General features: G+C 56.9%; 21 protein-coding genes. 10 read left to right on the top strand and 11 right to left on the bottom strand.

Annotation, left to right across the window (positions count from 1 at the left end):
- Nucleotides 1-708: 708 nt before the first annotated feature.
- From PEL8287_RS08495 to PEL8287_RS08480, 4 genes are all read right to left on the bottom strand, one after another.
- Nucleotides 709-2421, bottom strand: a complete 1713-nt coding sequence (locus PEL8287_RS08495) for an SLC13 family permease (RefSeq protein WP_085891977.1) — start codon at nucleotides 2419-2421, stop codon at nucleotides 709-711.
- 87 nt (nucleotides 2422-2508) lie between these two features.
- A complete protein-coding gene (locus tag PEL8287_RS08490) occupies nucleotides 2509-3432 on the bottom strand; it encodes a DMT family transporter (RefSeq protein ID WP_085891929.1) in 924 nt (307 codons plus the stop codon).
- A complete protein-coding gene (locus PEL8287_RS08485) occupies nucleotides 3429-4241 on the bottom strand; it encodes a TIGR00282 family metallophosphoesterase (protein ID WP_085891928.1) in 813 nt (270 codons plus the stop codon). Before PEL8287_RS08485 ends, PEL8287_RS08490 begins: the two co-directional genes overlap by 4 nt.
- Before the next feature lie 146 nt (nucleotides 4242-4387).
- Nucleotides 4388-4858: an OsmC family protein gene (locus PEL8287_RS08480; RefSeq protein ID WP_085891927.1), complete on the bottom strand. Its 471-nt coding sequence runs from the start codon at nucleotides 4856-4858 to the stop codon at nucleotides 4388-4390.
- Nucleotides 4859-4922: 64 nt separating this feature from the next.
- Between PEL8287_RS08480 and PEL8287_RS08475 the strand changes: the two genes are divergently transcribed.
- Nucleotides 4923-5561 carry a GntR family transcriptional regulator gene (locus PEL8287_RS08475; RefSeq protein WP_085891926.1) on the top strand — a complete coding sequence of 213 codons (639 nt, stop codon included), beginning with the start codon at nucleotides 4923-4925 and terminating at the stop codon, nucleotides 5559-5561.
- Here PEL8287_RS08475 and PEL8287_RS08470 read toward each other — a convergent pair whose 3' ends face one another.
- Together PEL8287_RS08470 and mgtE are read right to left on the bottom strand one after the other, a co-directional pair.
- A complete protein-coding gene (locus PEL8287_RS08470) occupies nucleotides 5562-6119 on the bottom strand; it encodes a 5-formyltetrahydrofolate cyclo-ligase (protein WP_085891925.1) in 558 nt (185 codons plus the stop codon).
- Nucleotides 6116-7507, bottom strand: coding sequence for a magnesium transporter (mgtE, locus tag PEL8287_RS08465; protein WP_085891924.1), 1392 nt, complete (start codon nucleotides 7505-7507; stop codon nucleotides 6116-6118). The genes PEL8287_RS08470 and mgtE overlap by 4 nt, the downstream gene beginning before the upstream one ends.
- A gap of 148 nt (nucleotides 7508-7655) precedes the next feature.
- Here mgtE and guaD point away from each other — a divergent pair, with 148 nt between their 5' ends.
- Nucleotides 7656-8942, top strand: coding sequence for a guanine deaminase (gene guaD, locus PEL8287_RS08460; RefSeq protein WP_085891923.1), 1287 nt, complete (start codon nucleotides 7656-7658; stop codon nucleotides 8940-8942).
- Between the two features lie 37 nt (nucleotides 8943-8979).
- Here guaD and PEL8287_RS08455 read toward each other — a convergent pair whose 3' ends face one another.
- The 3 genes from PEL8287_RS08455 to PEL8287_RS08445 form a co-directional block, all read right to left on the bottom strand.
- Nucleotides 8980-10320, bottom strand: a complete 1341-nt coding sequence (locus PEL8287_RS08455; protein WP_085891922.1) for an 8-oxoguanine deaminase — start codon at nucleotides 10318-10320, stop codon at nucleotides 8980-8982.
- A 113-nt stretch (nucleotides 10321-10433) separates the two neighbouring features.
- Nucleotides 10434-11225, bottom strand: a complete 792-nt coding sequence (locus PEL8287_RS08450) for an inositol monophosphatase family protein (RefSeq protein ID WP_085891921.1) — start codon at nucleotides 11223-11225, stop codon at nucleotides 10434-10436.
- A 58-nt stretch (nucleotides 11226-11283) separates the two neighbouring features.
- Nucleotides 11284-11655 (bottom strand): helix-turn-helix domain-containing protein, encoded by a 372-nt coding sequence (locus tag PEL8287_RS08445; RefSeq protein WP_085891920.1) that lies wholly within the window; start codon nucleotides 11653-11655, stop codon nucleotides 11284-11286.
- A gap of 310 nt (nucleotides 11656-11965) precedes the next feature.
- On the opposite strand from PEL8287_RS08445, the gene PEL8287_RS08440 reads away from it, so the two are divergent.
- Nucleotides 11966-12928, top strand: a complete 963-nt coding sequence (locus tag PEL8287_RS08440; protein ID WP_085891919.1) for an NADPH:quinone oxidoreductase family protein — start codon at nucleotides 11966-11968, stop codon at nucleotides 12926-12928.
- On the opposite strand, the gene PEL8287_RS08435 is transcribed toward PEL8287_RS08440, so the two are convergent.
- Nucleotides 12915-13790 (bottom strand): LysR family transcriptional regulator, encoded by an 876-nt coding sequence (locus PEL8287_RS08435; RefSeq protein WP_085891976.1) that lies wholly within the window; start codon nucleotides 13788-13790, stop codon nucleotides 12915-12917. The genes PEL8287_RS08440 and PEL8287_RS08435 overlap by 14 nt on opposite strands.
- A 121-nt stretch (nucleotides 13791-13911) precedes the next feature.
- On the opposite strand from PEL8287_RS08435, the gene PEL8287_RS08430 reads away from it, so the two are divergent.
- From PEL8287_RS08430 to PEL8287_RS08400, 6 genes are all read left to right on the top strand, one after another.
- Nucleotides 13912-14121: a DUF1127 domain-containing protein gene (locus PEL8287_RS08430; protein ID WP_085891918.1), complete on the top strand. Its 210-nt coding sequence runs from the start codon at nucleotides 13912-13914 to the stop codon at nucleotides 14119-14121.
- A gap of 116 nt (nucleotides 14122-14237) precedes the next feature.
- Nucleotides 14238-14957, top strand: coding sequence for a Bax inhibitor-1/YccA family protein (locus PEL8287_RS08425; protein WP_085891917.1), 720 nt, complete (start codon nucleotides 14238-14240; stop codon nucleotides 14955-14957).
- A 184-nt stretch (nucleotides 14958-15141) separates the two neighbouring features.
- Nucleotides 15142-16146 (top strand): GT-B fold glycosyltransferase domain-containing protein, encoded by a 1005-nt coding sequence (locus tag PEL8287_RS08420; protein ID WP_085891916.1) that lies wholly within the window; start codon nucleotides 15142-15144, stop codon nucleotides 16144-16146.
- Nucleotides 16147-16385: 239 nt separating this feature from the next.
- The gene (locus tag PEL8287_RS08415) at nucleotides 16386-17666 is read left to right on the top strand and encodes an O-acetylhomoserine aminocarboxypropyltransferase/cysteine synthase family protein (protein ID WP_085891915.1); all 1281 of its coding nucleotides are present in this window, start codon (nucleotides 16386-16388) and stop codon (nucleotides 17664-17666) included.
- 160 nt (nucleotides 17667-17826) lie between these two features.
- Nucleotides 17827-20088 carry a hypothetical protein gene (locus tag PEL8287_RS08410; RefSeq protein ID WP_085891914.1) on the top strand — a complete coding sequence of 754 codons (2262 nt, stop codon included), beginning with the start codon at nucleotides 17827-17829 and terminating at the stop codon, nucleotides 20086-20088.
- Nucleotides 20089-20401: 313 nt separating this feature from the next.
- The gene (locus PEL8287_RS08400; RefSeq protein WP_085891912.1) at nucleotides 20402-22315 is read left to right on the top strand and encodes a cation:proton antiporter domain-containing protein; all 1914 of its coding nucleotides are present in this window, start codon (nucleotides 20402-20404) and stop codon (nucleotides 22313-22315) included.
- A gap of 44 nt (nucleotides 22316-22359) precedes the next feature.
- Here PEL8287_RS08400 and cobT read toward each other — a convergent pair whose 3' ends face one another.
- Nucleotides 22360-23376, bottom strand: a complete 1017-nt coding sequence (cobT, locus tag PEL8287_RS08395) for a nicotinate-nucleotide--dimethylbenzimidazole phosphoribosyltransferase (RefSeq protein WP_085891911.1) — start codon at nucleotides 23374-23376, stop codon at nucleotides 22360-22362.
- 78 nt (nucleotides 23377-23454) lie between these two features.
- On the opposite strand from cobT, the gene cobS reads away from it, so the two are divergent.
- On the top strand, nucleotides 23455-24213 hold the full coding sequence (cobS, locus tag PEL8287_RS08390; RefSeq protein WP_139837737.1) for an adenosylcobinamide-GDP ribazoletransferase: 759 nt from the start codon (nucleotides 23455-23457) through the stop codon (nucleotides 24211-24213).
- Nucleotides 24214-24287 lie beyond the last annotated feature (74 nt).

Here is a 24287-nt window from a genome sequence, read left to right as displayed (position 1 = left end):
CGGTCAGTGGCATTTCATGAAGCACGGGCCGCACGGCGTCGTTCATTAGCGCTGATGTTGCCGTTCGGCAGTTGATGTTTTCCACACGCAGTGACTGGCTGTCTCACCTGCTGAAAAGCGTCTGCTTTGTCCGCGACTTACCAGTTCGCGCATGGCGCAGCGAAAGGCGATTTTTCCTGAACCGGCCCTTCGTGACCTGCGCGGCGAAAATGCTGGAAGAGCCCAATCCAGAAATGACAGAATTGTGCTGCGTGCGCTTGGAACACAGCTCGCTGCAACAGCGAGAAAGCCTGGGCTGAACCGCAGCAGAATAACGAGCTATTCATGCAAGCTGAATCGAAATCTGCAAAGGTAAGGCCCGCCGCCCAGGTCAATACATGGTTCCACGATGCCTACATCGAAAGATTTCGGGGTCTTGCTTTGACGCATTGAGGGCCGTTCAATTGATCTGAACAAATGTCATCGCGTATAAAATATGTATACCGAAAGGATCGGTTCGGTGAAGTTTGCTGTGTCCTGCGACCAGGTTGTCTTTGTCTACTGCAGCGAAGGTTTGGTTTGGGTTCCGGCGAGAACCACACTTTTCAATGACCACTCTGACGACCGCTGCTACAAAGCAGGGCATCGCCTGCTGCAAGTGCACTCGAATTCTGCATCAGCAACATGCCCAAACATCAATGTCGGAAAAGTCCGCATATCGGACCTTACCTAGAGCGGCCAGATGAATGGAATAAGTGCCGAGGCCAGCAGGCCCACACTTAGGTTCAGCGGAATGCCCACCCGCAGGAAATCGGTAAACCGATACCCGCCGGGCCCGTAAACCATCATGTTGGTCTGATAGCTGATCGGCGTGGCAAAGGTGGCGCTGGCGGCAAACATCACCGTCACCACCAAGGGGCGCGGATCGACGCCCAGATTGATGGCCAGGCCAATCGCCACCGGCGTCAGCACCACCGCCACCGCATGGTTTATGATCTCGGACAAAAACGACGTCAGCAGGTAAATCGACCAGATGATGAAGAACGGTGAAAACCCTGCGATATATGGCGCAAAGGTCTCGACAATCAGATCAACCGCGCCTGACGTCTCCAGCGCTGTGGCCACCGCCAGCATCGCGAAGATCAGCGCCAGCAACCGCCCGTCGACAAAGGAAAATGCCTCGTCTGAATCGATACAGCGGGTCAGGAACACCACCGCCATCGCCAGCACCGCACATAACAGGATCGGCGCCACGCCAAAGGCCGCCAGGGCGACGATCCCGGCAAGGGCCGAAATGGCAATGGGCGCATGGCTGCGGCGATAGGCACGCGCCGAGGGATGCGAAACATCAACCATCTCCATCTCGCGTGCCAGTCGCTGGATGTCTTCGGGCGCCCCCTCCAACAGCAGTGTATCGCCCACCCGCACCACCAGATCATCCAGTTGTCGGCCGATATTCTGGTTTCGTCGGTGCACCGCCAACGGATAAACCCCGTAGCGGCGCCGCAGCCTCAGCGCGCCCAGCGACCGGCCTACCATCTTGCAACCCGGCGTGATCAGCACCTCTACGGTTGTCGTCTCGACCGCCGACACCTGATCGACCCGTTTCAGGCTTTTGTCGCGCTGCAGGCTGAGCAGTTCGGTCATCTTGGTACGCAGCACCACCCGGTCGCCCACTTGCAGGGTCACACCCTTCATATCACGGCGCAGCGACTGATCTCCGCGGATCACGTCGATCAGGCGCACCCCCTCGCGTTTGAACAATTGCACGCCCGAAACCTCGCGCCCGATCAGATTCGAGTCGGGCGGGATTACAGCTTCGGTGAAGAATTTCATGCGTGATCTGTCTGACAGCATGTCGGCCATGCTGTCGCGATCCGGCAGCAACCTTGGGGCGATAAACCGCAAATAGATCATACCCCAGACCACCAGAACCACCGCCAGCGGAGTGATCTCGAAAATCGTGAAGGCCTCCAGCCCCTGCGCCCGCGCGACACCATCAACCAGTAGGTTGGTCGATGTCCCGATCAGCGTCAGCGTGCCGCCAAGGATCGCCGCGTAACTCAGCGGGATCAGCAATTTCGAGGCATTCATCCCCAACGTGCGCGCAAGCTGTACAAAGACCGGTATCATCACCACCACCACCGGTGTGTTGTTCATGAAAGCCGAGGCCACCACAACAAAACCCAACAGCATGCCAATGGCCATTTTCGGGTTCACCTTGGCCACCCGGTCTGCCAGCGCGGTAAAGGCATCCAGGGCGCCGGTGCGCACCAGCGCGCCCATTACGATGAACATCGCCGCGATGGTCCAGGGTGCCGGATTGGCCAGCACATGCAGCGCCTCTTCATAAGGCAGCAGCCCCAGGGCCAGCAGCACCGCTGCCCCGCTGATCGCGACCACCTCGGCGGGATAAACCTCGCGCATGAAGAGTACGAACATCGCCACAACAACACCAAGGGCCAGCAAGGCCTGCCCAGTTTGCGAAATATCAATCAGGTGAATCAACTTGGCCACTTCTCTGTCAGATCAGGTGCCAGTTTCCTCTAAGCCGGGGCTGGGGGCAAGCCGCATTGGTAGCCGCGGCTGTACCATGAAAATTCCGGCCAACATCAGCCCCAGGGCGCCCCAAACGTAGGCGGAATAACTCTCGCTCAACAGAATCATCGACCAGATCACGCCAAACCCGGTCACGAGATAGCTCGTTTGCGCCGTAAATACCGAACCCGCCCGCCCGACCATCCAGACATATGCCGCGTAGACCAGCGCATGGATCACAGCGCCGGCCACCAGCGCTGCCTCGGGCGCACCAAACCCAGCCATCGGATCAATCCACTGCCCGGTGATCAGGGCCAACGGCAGGGTCAGCACAACCCCCAGCAACGAGGCCGCCAGCAAGGTCTGTACCGAATCCAGCCCCTGCGTGCCCCATTTTGCCACCAGGTTACCTTCGGTCGCATATAGCAGGGGCGCAATCAGGGCGACGGGCACGAAGGCAGCCATCGCGCGCTCGGGCAGGCTGGCCTCGGGACCGATCAGCAACACGATGCCCGCCAGCCCCAGCATCAGGCCCAAAATACGACGCCAGGAAAACTGCTCATTGCGCAGCATCAGCGCAATGGGAAGCGAAAACATCGGCACGCTCGAGATGGCAATGGCCAAAACACCACCGGGCAGACGCGCCGCAGAAATGTAGAAAAAGATGTCGGGCAAGACGGCGCCAAACATCGCCACCATCACGAACAGCCGCCAGTAGACTCGCCCAAGCTCCAGCCGCTTGCCGCGTTTCCAGGCGATTGCGCCAAGCACCACAACAGTCACCACCAGTTGCCAGAAGATCAGGCCAAAAGGCTGGTGCCCGGTGCTGACCGCGATCTTCGACAGCGCCACCGACAAACCCCAGCCTGCGCCCATGAGCAGCAGAATGCCGTATAGCGCCGGGCTTGTTGTCATGGACCCGCCGGTGCCAGCCGCCCGCCCTGCCGCACCATCTCAATCCGGGTGGCTTTGCCGGTCTTGTCATCGGTTTCCAGGTAAAGCCCCGATAGCGTGGCCTCACCCAGGGCAGGCGTAAACCTTGTCTTGGACATGCCGGTGACAAACCGGCGCATCGGTTCGGCCTTTTCCATGCCGATGACACTGTTGTAATCCCCGCACATTCCCGCATCAGACTGAAACGCGGTGCCGCCCGGCAATATCTGGGCATCGCTCGTGGGAACATGTGTATGGGTGCCCACCACCACACTGGCGCGCCCGTCACAGAAGTGGCCCATGCCCATTTTCTCGCTGGTCGCCTCGCAATGCACGTCCACCAGTGCCGCCTGCACCGCCCCACCCAAAGGATGGCTGCGCAATACCTCGTCCATGGCCGAAAACGGATCGTCAAAGGGCCGCTTCATAAACACCTGCCCCAGCACCTGTGTCACCAGAACCTTGCGCCCCCGCCGGTCGGCAAATACCCGGTGCCCGCGCCCCGGCGCACCCCTGGCAAAGTTGACAGGGCGCAAAACCCGAGGCTCATTCTCGATGAATTGCAACATGTCCTTCTGGTCAAAGGCATGATCGCCAAGGGTTACACAATCGGCCCCCGCCTCAAGGATCAGCTTGGCATGCTCGCCGCTCAGTCCCATACCGCCGGTGGCGTTTTCACCGTTGACCACAACAAAATCCAACCGCCACTCGTCACGCAGTCGCGGCAGGGTTTCGGTAATGGCCCTGCGCCCCGCGCGGCCCATCACATCGCCTAAAAAAAGTATCTTCATACGCTGGTGTTAGAGCCGCACACATCCAAGAGCAAGGCCACAATCCCAGCTTTTCTTCTGCCGGAAATATCCCGGGGGATCGTTGAAATGTAAATTTCAACACAGGAGGGTGGCGCGTGCCCTTGCCCCATCCGTCTGCTCCAGCCTTATGCCTGCACCTTGTAGCGGGCCTTGTACGCCACCGGAAAATTCACCGACCGGGCAATAAAGCAGGTTTTGTGGATCTCGTGGTGCAACGCATCGGCCCGCGCCAGATCGGTGCCTTCCGGTACGGTGATCTGCGGCCGCAAAGTGGCACGCAGAAAACGGCTGGCGCCAGCCTTGTCGGTCTCTCCCACCGCCAGCGGATCGTCCTGATAGGACTGCACCGCGATCCCTGCATCACTGGCCAGATGCAGGTACCACAGCATGTGGCACGAACTGAGCGCGGCAATCAGCAAATCCTCGGGGTTGTGCAGGCTTGGATCGCCGCCCAACAGCGGATCATTTGAACAGTGGACCACCGGCTTGCCCGGGGTCTCGATATTCCAGGTGCGGTCATAGCCTTTGTAGGTGACCGTCCCCTGCCCCCTGTTCCCGGTCCAGACGACCCTGGCGGTGTAGTCATGCTCGGCCATGGGAGCTCCTATTGCAGCGATTCCTCCGTGATTGTATACATGTATACATAAAGGACTCAAGATCATGCCGCCGCCCTCAATCGCTCAGATTCTGCAGGATGAAATCCTGTCCGGCGCTCTGCCCCCCGGGACGCCGCTCTCGCAGGCAGATCTGGCTATGCGCTTCGGTGTCAGCCGCATCCCCATCCGTGATGCGCTGGCCAAACTGTCAGCCACGGGCCTAATCACTGCCAGCCCCAACCGGACCGCAACCGTGCTAAAGATGACCCGAGACGAAGTCATTGAGGCCTATAATCTGCGCCTCTTGCTGGAAGGCGATCTGCTGGCCCGCGCCATCCCGCAGATGACCGACTCCCATCTGTCAGCAATAGGCTACGCGCTAGAACGCTCATCTCTGGAGGCGCGCCAGTCCAACTGGGCCGAGGGCGACAGGATGTTTCACGACGCGATTTATGCCGCGGCAGGTCAGCCACGGCAGCAGGCGATGGTAAACGACCTGCGTCGTATCTGCTGCATACAGATCGCGGGGTACAATCAGTTGACCAGGAATACCGACCGGTGGCTGACAGATCATCAAAGATTGACCAATGCCTGCCGCGCCGGAAATCTGCGCAGGGCAACGCGCATATTGCGCCGGCATCTCAACGGCGCGCGCAACCATCTGCTTCGCGAAATGGACAGGAAAACCACCCGGCCCGCCTGATCAGAAAGTGATGATTTCAGACTCCGTCACCATCATGTCCAGCGGCTGGTCCGTCGGCTCAAGCGGCAGATTGTCGGCCTCTTGTGCAGCATATGCAAACCCGATGGCCAGCGTCGGGCGCTTGCCCCGCAGCAATTCCAGCGTGCGGTCATAAAACCCGCCGCCGTACCCAAGACGACCACCCCGCCGGTCAAATGCGACCAGCGGCACGACCAGAATTTCGGGTTCAAAGAAATCATCCACCTCGGGGATCATCGCCCCGAACGGCCCTTCTTTCAGCGCACAGCCCGGCTCCCACCGTGAAAACTTCAGTGGCAGACCAAGGCGCTGGATCACCGGCACGCCCACCGGGCCGTGGGCTGCGGCCTCTTCCATTGCAGGTAGGGGATTGATCTCGGTGCGGATGGCCATGAAACCCGACATCGGCACGCCGCGGTACCCGGCCAGCACCTCGGACAGATGCCCGGCACCAGCGCCCGTTCTGGCCTCATGCGCAATCTTGCGCCGGGCAAAGGCTGCCTTGCGAGCGTCGGCCTTGATAGCGGTCAAATCTGTCATAGCAACACCACAGCAGCCAGTCCAAGAAAGGCGAAAAACCCGACTACGTCCGTGACCGTGGTGACAAATGCCCCCGAGGCCAGCGCCGGATCAACGCCAATACGTTCGAGTAACACAGGAATAACCGTCCCTGCGAACCCGGCAACGACCATGTTGATCACCATCGCGGCAGCTATGACATATCCCAGTTGCGGCCCGCCAAACCACAGCACCCCGACAATTCCCATCACCACGGCAAAAACAAGCCCGTTTATCAGCCCCACCAACACCTCGCGCCGGATCACGCGCCAGACGTTGCTGGTGGTCAGGTCTTTGGTTGCAATGGCGCGCACTGCCACGGTCAGGCTTTGGGTTCCCGCATTACCGCCCATCGAGGCCACAATCGGCATCAGAACCGCCAAGGCCACGAACTGCGCAATGGTTGCCTCGAACTGCGAAATCACGACTGAAGCCAGAATTGCGGTCACCAGGTTCACCGCTAGCCAGGGAAACCGCTGCTTGGTGGTTTCAATCACGCGGTCACTCAGACTGCCTTCACCAACACCGGCCAGACGCATGATGTCTTCTTCGTGCTCTTCATCCAGCACGGCCATTGCGTCGTCGATGGTGATCACACCGACCAGCCGTTCGTTTTCATCCACCACCGGGGCCGAGATCAGGTGGTACTGATTGAACGCATAAGCCACGTCCTCTTCGTCCTGCGTGACAGGGATGACGTGAAATGTTTCCTCGACCAGCGATTGCAGCATCACTTCGCGACGCGAGGCCATCAGCTTGCCCAAAGTTACATTGCCCACCGGGTGCAGTTTCGGGTCAACCAGAATGATGTGATAGAACTGATCCGGCAGATCCTCCTGATCGCGCAGGTAATCAATCGCTTCGCCCACATTCCAATGCTCGGGCGCCATCACCACTTCGCGCTGCATCAGACGACCCGCCGAATATTCCGGGTACGTCAGTGATTGCTGAACCGCAATCCGGTCGCTGTCTTCCAGAATCTCAAGGATCGCCGCTTGTTGCTGGTCCTCCAAATCCTCGACCAGATCGACCACATCATCCGATTCAAGGTCGCGCACCGCCTCGGCCAGAACCTCGGGTGTCAGAAGGTCGATCACCTCTTCGCGGATCGATTCATCCAGTTCCGACAGAATATCGCCGTCAAATTCGTGGCCATAAAGCGCAATCAGCCGCTTGCGGTCAAAGGCGTTGATCTGTTCCAGAAGGTCGGCAATGTCCGCGGGGTGCAGCGGCTCCATCTCACGCCAAAGAAGCTCCTGATCGTCCAGATCGACGGCCTGCATGATCTGCGCGACCGCCTGGCGGTCCAGAACATAAGCTTCGTCGTCACGCTCCTGTTCGGGCTCTGCCTGATAGTCCTCTTCAGCCATGTCGCCCCCTTACGTCGCCTCACGGAAGGATTAAAGAAGCAGCTTCAGGAAAACAATGAAAATAGGAAGATTTACCTCTTATGCCTGCCTGCTTATTCTTGCGACCGGCCATTGATCTTGCGGTTGGCCATTAAACGGAATGGAAGATATGCAAACCGATATCATACTGACCGGGCAGGTCCTGAGTTTTGACCGCTGGCCTTTCGGGGATAGTCCCGCAGACTCGGCTACCCTGTCAGGGGCCGTATTGCTTCGACAGGGCCGGATTGCAGATGTGGGAACAGTCGCCGCCCTGACCCAAAAAGCCCCCGACGCCATCGTGCATAACCATGGCGACGCATTGATCACCGCCGGATTTGTCGATGCCCATGTCCATTACCCGCAGACTGCGATGATCGCCAGCTGGGGCAAACGCCTGATCGACTGGCTGAACAGCTACACCTTCCCCGAGGAACTGCGTTTTGCCGACCCCATCTATGCGGCCCGGATTGCCGGGCGCTACCTTGACCTGACATTGGCCAATGGCACTACAACGGTCGTCAGCTACTGCACCATCCATCCCGCCAGCGTTGATGCTTTTTTCACCGCCGCCCGGTCTCGTGGCCTGCGCGCCGTCGCCGGGAAAACCTGCATGGACCGCAACGCGCCCGCTGACCTGCTTGACACTGCCCGATCTGCCTATGACGACAGCAAGGCCCTGCTTGAGAAATGGCACGGGGTGGACAGGCTTTCATATGCCATCACGCCACGGTTTTCCCCCACCTCCACCCCCGCGCAGCTTGAGGCACTCGGCACCCTTTGGGCCGAACACCCCGATTGCCTGATGCAGACACATCTCAGTGAACAAACCGACGAGATCGCATGGGTGAAATCCCTCTACCCCACGGCACGCGACTATCTGGAAACCTACGAGATGCACGGCCTTCTGGGCGCGCGCGGTCTCTACGGTCATGCCATCCATCTTGAACCGCGCGAACGCGACCGCCTGGCCGAGGTCGGCGGGGCTCTCATCCACTGCCCCACGTCGAACACCTTCATCGGCTCGGGCCTTTTCGACATGGCCGCCCGCATCACCGAGGGGCAGCGCGTTGGACTGGCCACCGATACCGGCGGCGGCTCATCGTTTTCGATGTTGCGCACCATGGCAGCTGCTTATGAAATCGGTCAACTCTCGGGCACCGCCCTGCATCCGGCACAGCTTTTGTGGCTTGCCACGGCTGGGTCGGCTCAAGCCCTGCAGATGGGCGACCGGATCGGTAATATTACCGTTGGGATGGAGGCGGATCTGGTTGTCCTTGATCTGGCCTCGACCCCTGCGATTGCCCAACGCAGTGCCCGCGCCGGGGAAATTTGGGAGGCGCTGTTCCCGACCATCATGATGGGGGACGACCGGGCAATCAGACAGGTCTGGGTGGGCGGCAAACAGGCGATCTGAACAACCAGACAGCCCCAATAAAGCAGCGAACAAACACTTACGTTCGCTCAGACAGTTTTCTGGCTAACTGGTTCTGGTGCTCAAGAACGCGGGGCAGATCGACCGTTGTCAGTTGTCCGTCCCGCACCACTTGCCGTCCTTCAACAAACAAATCCCGCACTTTTTTTGGCCCTGCCAGCAATAATGCCGCCGGGTCCCAACTGCCTGCGCTCTCAACACCAGAGACATCCCAGATGGAAATATCCGCGCGTTTTCCAATACTTATACGCCCACAATCATGTCGCCCCAGCACATCGGCACCGCCGCGCGTAGCAATTTCCAGCGCTTCGCGTGCACTCATTGCGTCAGCCCCGTGTGCCACACGCTGCAACAACATGGCCTGCCGCGCCTCGAGCACCATGTTGCCCGCGTCATTGCTGGCTGACCCGTCAACACCTAAGCCCACATTTACGCCGGCATCGCGCATCCGCCTCACAGGCGCAATTCCCGACCCAAGGCGGCAGTTCGAACACGGGCAATGCGCAATTCCGGTTCGCGTTCTTTTAAATAAATCAATTTCTTGTACGTCCAACTTGACGCAGTGTGCGTGCCAGACATCCGCCCCGGTCCAGCCCAGTTCTTCGGCATATTGCCCCGGGCGGCACCCGAACTGCGCCTCTGAATAGGCTATATCCTCGTCGTTTTCCGCCAGATGTGTATGCAGCATCACGCCCTTGTCGCGCGCCAGCAAGGCCGCATCGCGCATCAGGTCCCGGCTGACCGAAAACGGTGAACACGGTGCCACACCGACCCGGCACATTGACCCTTCTCGCGGATCGTGAAGTGAATCTATGACACGAATACAATCTCTTATGATGCTTTCTTCATCTTCTACCAGCGTATCAGGCGGCAGGCCCCCGGCACTTTCCCCGATGCTCATTGCGCCACGTGTGGGATGAAACCGCAATCCGATCTCGGATGCGGCATGAATGGTATCCTCAAGCCTTGCGCCATTGGGAAAAAGGTAAAGGTGGTCCGAACTTAGCGTGCATCCTGAAAGTGCCAGTTCCGCCAGCCCCGTCAAGGCCGATACATGCATTTCCTCGGGGCCAAACTGCGCCCAGATCGGATAGAGGGTTTTCAGCCAGCCAAACAACAGCGCATCCTGTCCGCCCGGCACTGCCCGCGTAAGCGTTTGATATAAATGGTGATGTGTGTTCACCAACCCGGGTGTCACAACGCAGCCCCGTGCCGACACCACCTCGCCGGCACTCTGCAAACCCTGCCCCACAGCGGCAATCACACCGTCGCGGATCAGAATATCAGTATCGCGCAACTCTTCACGCAAATCGTTCATGGTCAGCAGATAGTCTGCTCCCCGGATCAAAATCTCGGTCATGGTCTTTCCTTCACATGGCACAAAGCCCCCTCAGGCACATGTGAAGCGCGCGCGACGGAAAGGGGTCAAGAGCCGCGCAGCGAACCTACTGTATCCCGGTGGCACCATCCAGATCAAGAGACGTGAGACAATATCTCCAACGCAGCCTCATGTTGCTGGCGACCAGCCGCAGCCACTACCCGACCGCCCTGATGAACGGGTCCACCACTCCAGTCCGTGACAATCCCGCCTGCAGCCTCGATCACCGCAATGGGGGCTTGAATGTCATAGGCCTCAAGCCCCGCCTCGATCACCAGATCAAGCTGCCCAGCCGCCAGCAGCGCATAGGCATAACAATCCAGGCCGTATCGCGTCAGCCGGGCCTTGTTTTTTACGGCTGTGAATGCGGCACCTTCAGCGGCACTGCCGACTTCGGGAAAGGTGGTGAACAGAATGGATTCGTTCAAAGGCCTGTCACCGCGCACTTTAAGCACGCGCTCACCCTGCGGCCCGGTCATGCGCGCAATACCCAAACCGCCTTCAAACCGCTCGTTGATATAGGGTTGGTCGATCAACCCGTAAAGCGGGCCGGCATCACTGGAAAGTGCAATCAACACGCCCCATGTTGGTGTACCCGACATAAAGCTGCGCGTGCCATCAATTGGGTCCAGTACCCAGGTCAACCCGCTTGTCCCGGTCTGAGAGCCGAATTCTTCACCCAAAATCCCGTCTTGAGGGCGCATTTCGCCCAAAATCTTGCGCATTGCGATTTCGGCAGCCCGATCGCCCTCGGTTACCGGGTCAAACCCTGCTCCGGCTTCTTTGTTATCCGCCAAAAGGCCTTCAGCCCTGAAAAACGGCAAAACGGCCTCACGCGCTGCATCTGCAAGCGCATGGGCCGTTTTAACAATCTGATCTTTGTCCATTAAGCCAGCCTCTTGCACACGCGATTTGGTGTATGAGTAGACTGGTTTGCCGACGGCCTCAAGCGACGTCGCTGAGAACCCTTGCCAGTTCGAACAGGCGGCGGCGTTGGTTTTCGGGGATCGCATAATAAGAACGCACCAGATCCAGGGCTTCTTTATCGCCCAGCAGGTCCGCCGGAACATTGTCCGAGGTTTCGCGACTGCTGCTGCCGGATTCCAGCCCTTCAAAGAAAAAGCTGACCTCGACTCCCAAAGAGTCTGCGATATCCCAAAGGCGGGAGGCACTGACACGGTTGGCGCCGGTTTCGTATTTCTGAATCTGCTGGAATTTGATACCCACGCTTTCAGCAAGCTGTTGCTGGGTCATTCCAACCAACCAACGGCGGTGACGAATTCTTTTCCCAACATGCACGTCCACAGGATGCGGCATAGATCTTCCCTTCTTAATTAGTTAGGACACCTGACGCGTAACCATACAAACGGTAGCATCTCGGCAACAAAACACTCATAAAACGCCCCCCATTGGCGGCATCTCGCAAAGTTAGCAGTTTGCCGTTGAAACACAAGAAATATCGCTCTCTCGTAGGGGGACCCGTGTAAAATCGAAACAATCTGGACGGGCGCCTATTCTTTCAGATACCGCGCGTACAACTCATGCAGGTGGTTTGACATCCAGAAGGCAAATCGTCTAAGCCAATCAACAATTTGCATTCAAATCCACTAATACCGCCCGAGGAAAAATGCGCGCCTTCAGATTAGAATCACCTGACCGCAAAGCCAGCCTTTGCAACATTGACATCCCCGTTCCCGTCAAAGGCGAGATACGGGTAAAGATCCACGCTTGCGGACTCAATTTCGCGGATCTTCTGATGCTGAAAGGCGAGTATCAGGACACACCTGCGACGCCCTTCACATTAGGAATGGAAGTTGCGGGTGTTGTCGATGCAATCGGGCCGGATACATCCGGGCCTGAAGTTGGAACACCTGTGGCGGTCTTTGGCGGTCAGGGCGGTTTGGCCGAATACGGTTGCTTTCCTGCGGATCGCGCGGTGCACCTGCCTGACGGGATGGGCTTTACCGATGCCGCAGCCTTTCAGATTGCTTACGGCACAAGCCATGTTGCACTTAACTACAAGGCAGGCTTGCAGCCCGGCGAAACCTTGCTGGTGCTTGGTGCCGCGGGCGGCGTCGGCCTGACGGCAGTTGAAATCGGCAAAGTCATGGGGGCCCGCGTCATCGCCTGCGCCCGCGGGGCCGACAAGCTTGAGGTCGCAAAGCAGGCCGGGGCCGATCACCTGATCGATGCCGCGACAGAAGATATTCGCGAAGTCTGCAAATCTTTGGGCGGCGTTGATGTGGTTTACGATCCGGTAGGCGGCAATCAATTCAAGGCTGCCTTTCGCGCCTGCCGTCCAGAAGCCCGGATTTTATGCATCGGTTTTGCCAGTGGTGAAGTGCCGCAAATTCCCGCGAACCATCTGCTGGTCAAGAATCTCAGCGTGATGGGTCTTTATTGGGGTGGCTACCTGAATTTCCGCCCCAAGGTAGTGACCGACAGCCTTGCCGTCTTGTTGGACTGGTATTCCAAGGGGCTCATCAGGCCTCACGTCAGCCACATACTCCCTTTGGAAAAAGCGGCAGGTGCACTGGACTTGTTACGCACCAGAAAATCCACTGGCAAGGTCGTCGTTACGCTTGATTGACCGCCATCAGGGGGGACACGCAGAAGTCATTGCGAACCATTTCAGCAAGCTTTTGCACCAATTCGTTTCGTGGAGAGGCGGCGCCGTAGACATTAATCTTCTGCGTTCCCAGTTCAGGCAAGGTGTTACCATGCGGAACCAGCTCCAGGTGGCGCGGCGCGCTGCCTTCCAGGATGGTGGTCACGGCAAGATCGGCACTGACTGTCGCCTCAATCGCACCATCCGAATTTGAATCGATCGCATTTTCCCATTCGATCCCAGATTCATCAAGCCGCTTGATAACCCCGGGCCGGAACATGCAGTTGCGACAGTTAGCAATCGGCAAAGGCCGATTTCTCCAAGCGGTACCGCCTTGGGCACCATACCATTTCAACGGCAATTCGGTCAGCGTCTCGCCACCCGGGCTGACCACGGTTTCTGTGGTCAGGATCAGATCAATCTCGCCGCGCCCGAACCCCTCGATCAGCGCAGATGAATAAGAAGAGTTCAGGATAACTTTCACCCGCGGATAAGCGGCGTGAAACTGTTTCAGTATCCGCGGAACAGCCGGATAGATGATATCATGAGGTACGCCAAAAGTTATTTCCCCCTCCCAGACCTGATCGGTCAGACGACCGACCACTTCATCATTTATGTCGACGATACGCTTCGCATAGCTCAACAACTGCTCACCCGAGGCAGTCAACCCGATCTTGCGGTTTGACCGGTCCAGCAACTCAAGCCCCAAAAGTTCCTCAAGCCGTTTCAACTGCATCGAAACTGCGGACTGAGTGAGATTCAAGGCCGAAGCTGCACGAGTCACCCCGCCATGTTCGGACACCGCAACAAATGACCGTAACGTCGTCATATCCAAATTTCGCACTATCAATATCCTTGATGCTTCACGTCATAAACATTCATTTTCAATATGCCCGCTTCCATGCCAAATATCAACAGGCGAAATAATAGGCGCGAATTACATCACCAAATGGAAAGGTATCGACATGGCATATCTGTCAAATTCACACACCTCATGCCGCCCTGCCCCGACGACGAAAACGTCGTTGATGGACTTGCTGGCACTTTATCGTCAACGGCGCGCACTTGCCCGCCTTGATGCGGCATCTCTGCAAGATATTGGTCTCAGCCACGACGAAGCGCAAATCGAAGCGCACAGGCGGCCATGGGACGTTCCGGCATCCTGGCGTAAGTAATCGTACAGAAGACCAATCTAATCCTGACGGAAAACCTTGAAAATGCGGTCACCCTAACCGATATTGCATCCAAAGGTCCCAGAATGGGGCCCGCCAGTTCAATATCGGAGGATTAGATGGCTGAGTTTGATACGATCCGGACGGCGGCAGGCACTCGCGCCGCCCAGATTGATGAGGGTCTTCGCACCCATATGAATAAGGTCTACGGCACCATGTCTGTTGGTATGGTGCTCACTTTCCTTGCAGCATGGGCTGTCGGGAACAACGCTGATCTATTCAACACACTCTTTACCGGCTTCACCCGGTATATAGTCATGTTCGCACCGCTGATTATGGTTTTTGCCTTTGGCGCCATGATCAACCGGTTGTCCGCGGCAGGGGCTCAGCTGTTTTTTTACGCCTTCGCAGCCGTGATGGGTATCTCGATTAGCTACATCTTCGTAATCTTCACGGACTTCTCGATTGCGCAGGTGTTCCTGACCACTGCCATCGCTTTCGCCGGTCTGTCACTGTGGGGATACACTACGAAAAAGGACATCTCGGGCTGGGGTAGCTTCCTCATTATGGGCCTGATCGGTCTGATCGTCGCTTCAATTGTGAACATCTTTCTGGGATCGCCAGCAATTATGTTCGCCATTTCCATCATTGGTGTGCTGATCTTTGCCGGTCTTACTGCTTATGACACGCAGAATATCAAGAACACCTACTTGGCACATGCCCGTCACGGCGACAGCGAATGGCTGGGCAAAGCCGCGATTATGGGCGCGCTGAGCCTCTATCTTGATTTCATCAACATGTTCATGATGTTGCTGAACCTGCTTGGGTCGCGTGAATAATACCAGACCCCTATTTAACACAGAAAAGGGCGGGTCTCAGTGACCGGCCCTTTTTTTTGCCGCCTGTCAGGCCCTGCAGGGTGGCGTTTTCCCGATAACCAAAACGGCGCAACTGCCCCCTTCTGCCGTGCAGCTTTCACAACTATAGTCCCGGCAAGGCAGCACAGGCGGAACCAGGGCAAGTATGGCCACGAATTCAGGAAACACCCAACCCTATAATATTTTGGTTGTCGGACAGGGCGGTCGCCTGCAATTCGAGGCGATCCTCTTTGCCGCCTCTTTGCGGGCCAATAGCCCCGATTTTGCCGGTCGCCTTGTTGTTGCGGAACCGCAAAATGGCCCTTTGTGGCAGAACGACCCCGGTATCAGGGGCGACGACACACATGAATTGCTGAAGCGTCTGAATGTTGAAGTAGTCCCGTTCGAGTCCAGGCATTTTGGGCAGTCCTACCCCTATGGGAACAAAATCGAGGCCCTGTTCGCCCTGCCAAAGAATGAACCGTTTGTTTTTTTTGATACCGACACTTTGATTACAGGCGATCTGACACAGGTGCCGTTTGATTTCGAACGCCCCACTGCGTCGCTGAGACGTGAAGGGACATGGCCCGAGATTCAATTATATGGCCCGGGCTATACCGCCACATGGAAATCACTGTACGATAGGTTTGGGCTGGTGTTTGAAAGTTCACTGGATACAGCCTGGCCTGACGAATTCTGGCGCCGTTATCTGTATTTCAATGCCGGCTTTTTTTTCTACAAATGCCCACATGTTTTCGGTCAGCGTTTTCTTGACTATGCCCTTGCCATCCGGGATGACCCGCCGGCTGAACTGGTTTGTCAGGAATTGGATCCATGGCTGGATCAGGTGACATTGCCATTGGTAATCCATTCACTTGGTGGCGGTCGGGAAACCCTTCCTGCCGGTCTTCTGGACGGTGACATCACCTGCCATTACCGCCTGTTGCCACTGCTGTACGCCCGCGAATCCCAGCACGTGGTCGATGTGCTGGAAAAGGTGACAGCGCCCAACTGGATCAAGAAAGTTCTCAAGAAATATGATCCGATGAAACGGATGATCTATCAGGGACGCGGTCACAAAGTGCGTGCCCTGTTCGATCAGAATAATCTGCCCCGCAAGGAACAGGCGGTCCGCAACACCATCAAGCGCAACGGATTCTGGATGCGGTGATTTCAGACTTGCAAACCTGCAGCCCCCCAAAGAGCATGGCAAAGGCAATAGTAGCGCAACGGGAATACCCGAACCCGACAACGGCAATCAGGAAAACACCCCACAAAGCAGTTTTGCCGCTATCGGTATTCATATCGTTCAGACACGATCAGCCCCTTGCCAACAGCGCTTAAGTGACAGTTGTCCACCACTCATAGATAGCCTACACCGATTTGAAATGTTTTCTGAGGAGACCCCAAATGGCTTATGGCTTTGACACTTTGCAAATTCACGCCGGCGCCCGGCCCGATCCGGCAACCGGCGCCCGCCAGACACCGATTTACCAGACAACCGCATATGTCTTCCGCGATGCGGAGCATGCCGCGGCGCTCTTCAACCTGCAGGAAGTGGGATATATTTATTCCCGCCTGACCAACCCCACCGTCGCCGTCCTGCAGGAACGTGTCGCCACTTTGGAAGGCGGCGCGGGCGCAGTGTGCTGTTCGTCAGGGCATGCCGCCCAGATCATGGCGCTGTTCCCCCTGATGGAGCCGGGGCGCAATGTCGTCGTTTCAACACGGCTTTACGGCGGGTCGATCACGCAGTTCAGCCAGACGATCAAACGCTTTGGCTGGTCAGCAAAATTCGTCGACATCGACGACATGGACGCGATTTCTGCCGCGATTGATGATGACACCCGCGCGATTTTCTGTGAATCGATCGCAAACCCGGGTGGCCATATCGCCGACCTGGATGCAATTGCCAAAGTAGCCGACCAGGCAGGTTTGCCGCTAATCGTTGACAACACCTCGGCCACGCCTTTCCTTTGCCGCCCGATCGAACATGGGGCCACTTTGGTTGTGCACTCCATGACCAAATACCTGACGGGCAACGGCACCGTCACCGGCGGCGTTGTGGTTGATTCCGGTACTTTTGACTGGTCCGCGTCGGATAAATTCCCCTCGCTCAGCCAACCCGAGCCAGCCTATCACGGCCTTAAGTTCCATGAAACATTCGGGCCGCTTGCGTTCACCTTCCATGGCATTGCAGTGGGCCTTCGTGATCTGGGCATGACGCTGAATCCTCAGGCGGCGCATTACACGCTGATGGGTATCGAGACACTCAGCCTGCGGATGGAACGCCATTGCGAAAACGCCGTCCGCGTGGCCGAATGGCTGGAAAATGACGACCGCATTGCTGGCGTCACCTACGCGGGTCTCAAATCTTCGCCATACAATGATCGTATGGCAAAAATCTGCCCTCGCGGGGCTGGTGGTCTGTTCACTGTGGCGCTTAAAGGCGGCTATGATTCCTGCGTAAAGCTGGTCGATAACCTTGAGCTTTTCAGCCACGTTGCCAACCTGGGTGATACCCGTTCGTTGATAATCCACTCGGCCTCTACCACGCACAGGCAATTGACACCGGAACAGCAAAAAGCAGCGGGGGCCGCCCCTGATGTGGTGCGTATTTCAATCGGAACTGAAGATGCCAACGACATCATCGCCGACCTTGATCAGGCTCTGTCGAAGGCAGCAAACTAGTCTGAACTGAGGGCTGCAGACCCGCCCCGAATGTATTTGCCCCGCCGTTGTCAACCAATACGGCGGGGCTTTTCCTTTCCCTCGGCATGAACCTGCTGTAAAATCGACAAGGTATGGGAGAGACTCCCGCAAATGTTCGCCCGATGTTAGAGCGGTGTAGATGAAACCGAATTTCGCCTTATCCCTGTCATTCGAGGGCATTGGTGTGCTGCACCGTGCTATCCCCGGCTGGCATCTCGTGGGTGAGGTTGCATTGGACAGTGCCGATCTGACGGCCGAACTGGCAGAACTTCGCAATAAGGCGAATGCGCTGGATCCGACAGGTCTGAGCAGCAAACTTATCATCCCGAACGATCAGATCCGATATCTTGAGCTGGATTCCGATGAAATCAACGACGACAATATCAAGGGCTCGGTTCGCGAAGCATTAGAGGGTGCAACGCCTTATGCCGTAGAAGAACTGGCCTATGACTGGTCGAGGGACAACGGCAAGGTTTATGTGGCGGCTGTCGCGCAAGAAACGTTATCTGAAGCTGAAAATTTTGCTCAGGAACACAAGTTCAACCCGGTCAGTTTTGTGGCCCTGCCAGACCCTGACAGTTTTTGCGGCGAACCGTTCTTTGGAATCACGGCATATGCAAAGCGGACGCTGGCAAATGGTGAAAAGGTAAAACGCGACGAAACGGCGATGCACATAATTAGCGCATCTCCTTCGCCCAAGCCCGAAAACAAGATAGATACCGAAACCCGGGTTCAACCCGCTTTTCAAGCCGGGTCGTCACTGACTGCGACGCCCACAGATGCGCGAAATTCAGCGCCTGAAAAAGACCCCGAGCCCCAGGAGGCAGAAGCGGTTTCTTTCTCAAGCATTCGTGCGGTTCGCCACGACGTGCCCGGCAGCGCCCCCAAACTGACAGGTGCCGCCCGGTTTATCCCGGCAGCGGATCAAGACAAAATAAACGATCAAACCGAAACCGAAGAAACAAGCCCGACATTCGCTTCACAGCGAAGCCCAAAGCCTGCCGTTGGCGCCCCCCAAACCATCGCGAAACACAAAGAAGACCCAAGCGGTCTGCGTGACAAACCCGCTTTTGGCACCCAGCCCGCACCGCAAATTGGCGGCAAACCCCGATATCTTGGGCTGATTCTGACTGCCGCTTTACTCTTGATCCTGATGGCTGTTGCCGTCTGGGCTTCAATCTTTCTGGAAGGTGGTGTTGCAGGGCTTTTCCGGTCTCAGGATGAGCCGCGCATAACGGAACTTTCTACTCAGCAAGATGCTACGAAGGCCGAAGTACCGGAAATTTCAGCGCCTGATGACATTCAGCCAAACATCGACCCTGAACAAATGGTCGTTGCTTCGCTTTCGCCTGATGAACCTCCAGAAATACCGGCACAGGAAACGCTGACCCAACCAACCCCTGCCGAGCTTACCCCTGACCAAGCACTTGCGCGCTATGCCGCAACGGGAATCTGGCAAATGGCCCCTTTCCCACCAAATGCGCCTAGCCCGACCGACCTTGACGATTTTTATCAAACGTCGATCGATCCTTTAATTCAATGGCAGGATGCGGTGGCTTTGCCAGTTGCACAGACTGCATTGATAGATATCCGCCCGCCAACGCCAAACTCGCCTGTTCATGCCGATACTCTGTTTGATCTGGATGATCAGGGGCGTGTCATTGCCACCCCAAATGGTGCCCTGACGCCGGAAGGCATCTTTGTATTTGCCGGCCAACCGCCGGCAGTACCGCCAGATGTGCCCGAGCGCCTGCCGGTAATACCCACAGAAACGACTGAACCTTCAAACCTGCGCCTTGCCAGCGTAAGGCCTCAGGCCCGTCCAGACGATCTTTCTGAAACGAATGAACGCGGCACACTAGGCGGCCGCTCCAAATCCGAGCTGGCTGCCCTAAGACCGCGGCTTCGCCCAAAAAGTGCGCAGCAGGTTGCCGAAGAAGCAGCATCTTCCGACCCCAAGGCAATTAACGCCGCCGTATCCCTGGCGGTCAAAAGCACAACACCTTTTTCAACGGCCACGCCTCAGGCGGTTACCGAATCCCTTAAACCACTTACGCGACCTCGAAACTTTGACAATGTTGTCAAACGCAATCAGCCCTCAAACGACCCCACTATAACTGCCAGCGCAGCCCAGAAGGTTTCACCGCGAATTCCTTCCACGGCGTCCGTGGCCAAACAAGCCACGCAACGCGACGCAATCAATTTACGCAGGGTCAACCTGATTGGTGTTTATGGCACCCCAAGCAGACGCCGTGCTTTGGTTATGCTGTCCAATGGCCGCTATCAAAAGGTACAGGTAGGGGATCGGCTTGATGGCGGGCGCGTGGCGGCGATTGGCGATAGCGAGTTGCGGTACATTAAAGGTGGTCGCAACGTGGTACTGAAAATGCCCCGAGGGTAACGCCGTCGCAGATGTCATCTGCCACGGCAAGCCCGTCAAAATGCAGCATTGCCAAACCCGGATCACAAAACAAAACGCATACTGCCAATATCCGCCCGCCGAAACCGTATGAGAATTTGCCATACACACGAAAATCGCGCACATTGATAGGACATGGAAGAACCAACAAAATTACCCTTTCCCTATGTTTCAACACTCGGCTTGATGGTGCCCGATATCGCAATTCATCGACGATGGGCGCTCTTAACCAAATCATGACAGAATTGTTTGCCCGCCTTTCCCTTTAATAATCTGACACCCAAAGGACCCTCTTATGGAAGGTTTTCTATTTCAGGCCTCTATTTATCTAGCTGCAGCCGTAATTGCCGTGCCTCTGGCGTCAAGGCTGGGGCTGGGTTCAGTCCTGGGTTACCTGGTCGCCGGAATAGCGATTGGGCCGATCCTTGGCCTTGTCGGCGGACACGAAACAGCGGAGCTTCAGCATTTCGCCGAATTTGGCGTCGTGATGATGCTGTTCCTTATCGGGCTTGAACTGGAACCACAGGCGCTTTGGGCCATGCGCCACCGATTGCTTGGACTTGGTGGATTACAAATCACCCTGACCACCTTGGCGGTCATGGCCGGTGGCATGGCGCTAGGGCAACCCTGGAGCGTATCACTGGCAATCGGCTTGGTTTTTGCCCTCTCCTCAACTGCGATCGTGTTGCAGACACTGTCGGAAAAGGGGTTGATGCAAACAGGAGGTGGCCGATCATCTTTTTCCGTGCTTCTGGCGCAGGACATCGCGGTTATCCCGATGCTGGCCTTCCTTCCTCTGCTCGCGCTTCCCAAACCACCCGATGTGGTTCTTGGTGAAACCCTCAAACGAGCCACCGGCACAATTGTCAATGAACAAGGTGCTCACGAGGCCGCCCTTTCGTTGGTCCAGGGCCTTCCAGGCTGGGGTGTGACACTGGTCACCCTGGGTGCAGTCGGCGCAATCGTTCTTACGGGCGTTTATCTAATCCGCCCGGTCTTTCGGTTTATCCATGCAGCCCGCCTACGGGAAATGTACACCGCTCTGGCCCTTCTGATTGTTGTTGGAATCGCCTTTTTGATGAACCTTGTGGGCCTTTCTCCGGCGCTTGGCGCATTTCTGGCGGGTGTGGTTTTGGCCAGCAGTGAATTCCGCCATGAACTGGAAAGTGATATTTCACCCTTTAAAGGGCTTTTGCTGGGATTGTTCTTCATTACTGTCGGCTCGGGCATCAATTTCTCGATCCTGTTCAGCAATGCAATCCCGGTCTTTGGCCTTGCCCTGACAATCATCTTCATCAAAGGCAGCATTCTTTACATACTCGGCCGTATTTTTGAGTTACGGGGCCGCGATCTTTGGCTATTCACACTGTCCCTGGCTCAAGCGGGTGAATTTGGTTTTGTGCTGATCTCTTTTTCCGGACAGCAACATGTCATTCCACGCGAGATGTCAGAGCTGCTTTTGCTTGTCATCGCCATGTCGATGATGATCACACCTTTGCTGTTCATTCTATACGACTGGGTTTCACATCGGATCGTCGATACAGTTGAATCGCAGGAACCCGACGAGATTGATACCAAAGGGCCCATCATCATCGCCGGTATCGGCAGGTTCGGTCAGATCGTCAACCGCCTGGTACGATCCAGTGGATTCGAGACGGTCGTTCTGGACCATGATCTGGCAGCTATCCAACGTATGCGCCGATTTGGAATCAAAGGTTTTTTCGGAGACCCCTCGCGCCCCGAATTGCTTCATGCCGCAGGGCTTCGGGAGGCACGCGTTCTGGTTGCTGCACTGGATGATCCCGAAGCCACGGTGCAACTGGTAACCTTTGCGCGCCGCGAACGTCCTGATCTGCACATTATTGCGCGGGCACGTGACCGCACCCATGTGTTCAGGCTATATCAGGCTGGCGCAGATGACATCGTGCGTGAGTTGTTCGACAGTTCTCTGCGCGCAGGCCGCTATGTTCTGGAGAACATGGGGTTGACCGAATTCGAAGCCGCCAAGCTGGAACAGACATTTTACCAGCACGACCGCCATTCTGTTCGCGAACTGGCGGCATTGTGGGATCCGACAATACCCACTGTCGAAAATTCCGCCTATATCGCCCGAGCCAAGGAACTTGAAAAAGATCTGGAAACGATGCTTTTGTCCCGCTTGGAAGAGGCTACAGATGACATTCCGGACAAGATTGAAGTGCCGTCCTGACAACGGGCGCCCCGGACCTGAAAACTGAAGTCAGGCGCGCGCCCTCATCCCCCGGCAACCCCTGCTTCGGCAAAGGTTGCCATGCCGGAATGACAGGCAAGCGCCCCTTTGACAATCGCGATTGCAAGGGCCGCTCCAGAACCTTCACCAAGTCGCATATCAAGCGATAAAAGTGGCTCTTTTCCAAGCTTTTCCAACAGATTGGCGTGGGCGACTTCGGCGCTGACGTGCCCGGCAACGGTATGGTCAAGTGCGCCGGACTGTGCGGCCTCAAGACAGGCTGCAGCCGCGGTACAGATAAAACCGTCAAGGATAACCGGAATATGCAGGCTCCGGGCCCGCGCAATCGCCCCAACCATCGCCGCAAGTTCACGTCCACCAAGGCAACGCAACGTTTCCAATCCGTTGTTCGTGCATTGCTGGTTTGCTTCAACGCCACGGGCCACGACATCTGCCTTATGCGCCAGGGCATGGCCTTCGACACCTGTCCCCCGCCCGGTCCAGTCTTCAGCTTTCCCGCCATATAGCGCCAGCGCAATAGCGGCAGCGCTGGTTGTATTGCCGATACCCATCTCACCGGCGACCAGCAAATCAGAATTCGGATCAACGCTTTGCCAGCCGGTATTTAACGCACGCAACATGCCGGTCTCGGTCATGGCGGGGCCCTGGGTGAAATCTGCTGTGGGGGTATCCAGCTCGATTGCATATACGTCCAGCTGCGCACCAAACGTCCTGGCCAACTGATTGATCGCCGCCCCACCCTGTTGAAAGTTTAACACCATTTGCCGGGTCACTTCCGCCGGGAATGCAGAAACGCCCTGCCCTGCAACCCCGTGGTTTCCAGCGAAAATAATCACCTGTGGATTGGAGATTTCAGGGCGGACGACCCCGCGCCAGGCGCAATACCACGCGGCCAGCCCCTCAAGCCGACCAAGGGCGCCGGGGGGCTTGGTCAGCTGCGTATCCCGCGTCGCTGCGGCCTCACGCGCCTCAATGTTTGGCCCCGGAAATTCCTTCAGCAGGTTCGCAAACTGCGCCAATGATTCGATGTCCTGGGTCATCCGCTCACTCATTGCATGTTGTTCGTCGCCTGTGTATCGCAGGCTTACCGGATGCTGCAGCCCAAAAAGGCCCCACGCATGGCAAAAAACGACGACGCCCTGATCCACATCTCGGATATACCGCTGGCGGTGGCTTTGCTCAGTCGCCTTCCGGTGCGTGTTGCTGAAACATCCCGCGGTGCAAAGGCTGCATGGGCCTATCCTCTGGTTGGCCTGATTGTTGGCGGGCTCTCTGCACTTATGGGGCTTCTGGCACTTGGGCTTGGCTTGCCGACGCTCTTGGTTGCGCTTTTGTCACTCTCCATGCTTGTCGTGCTCACTGGCGCGATGCACGAGGACGGACTTGCGGATACCGCAGATGGGTTGTGGGGAGGATGGGATCGGGCCGCCCGCCTGCAGATCATGAAAGACAGCCATATTGGCAGCTACGGAGTGATTGCGCTTTTTCTTGTACAGTCAGCCCGCTGGGGCGCTTTGTGGGTGCTCTACGACACAAATGTGGCCCATGCCATTGCGGCCCTGATTGCCAGCAGCATCTTGTCTCGCGCGACCATGCCGGCCTTGATGGCAATCCTTCCCCATGCCCGTGCCGACGGCCTTTCCCGCAACGTCGGATCTGTGAGCACTGCAACAGCCGGCCTGGGCGCCGCCCTGGCCGCAACACTTGCGCTGCTTTTACTGGGCGGTTCGTGTTTTCAGGCAATAGTCTGGGCGATACTTGTAACCGTCGTTATCGGCGCGATCGCAAGAACCAAAATTGGGGGGCAAACCGGCGATATCCTGGGGGCCACACAGCAAATCGCGGAAGTTGCTGTATTGCTTAGCCTTGTACCCTAAGTAAGTTGGGGCACAGGTGAATCAAAAAAGGCCGTGCCTTGTTTGGCACAGCCTTTTTTAACAGTTTCAACTCA

It is taken from the genome of Roseovarius litorisediminis, assembly GCF_900172295.1.
Classification (GTDB): domain Bacteria; phylum Pseudomonadota; class Alphaproteobacteria; order Rhodobacterales; family Rhodobacteraceae; genus Roseovarius; species Roseovarius litorisediminis.
Note: the sequence above shows the minus strand (reverse complement) of the source record. Positions and strands in the feature narration are given on the sequence as shown.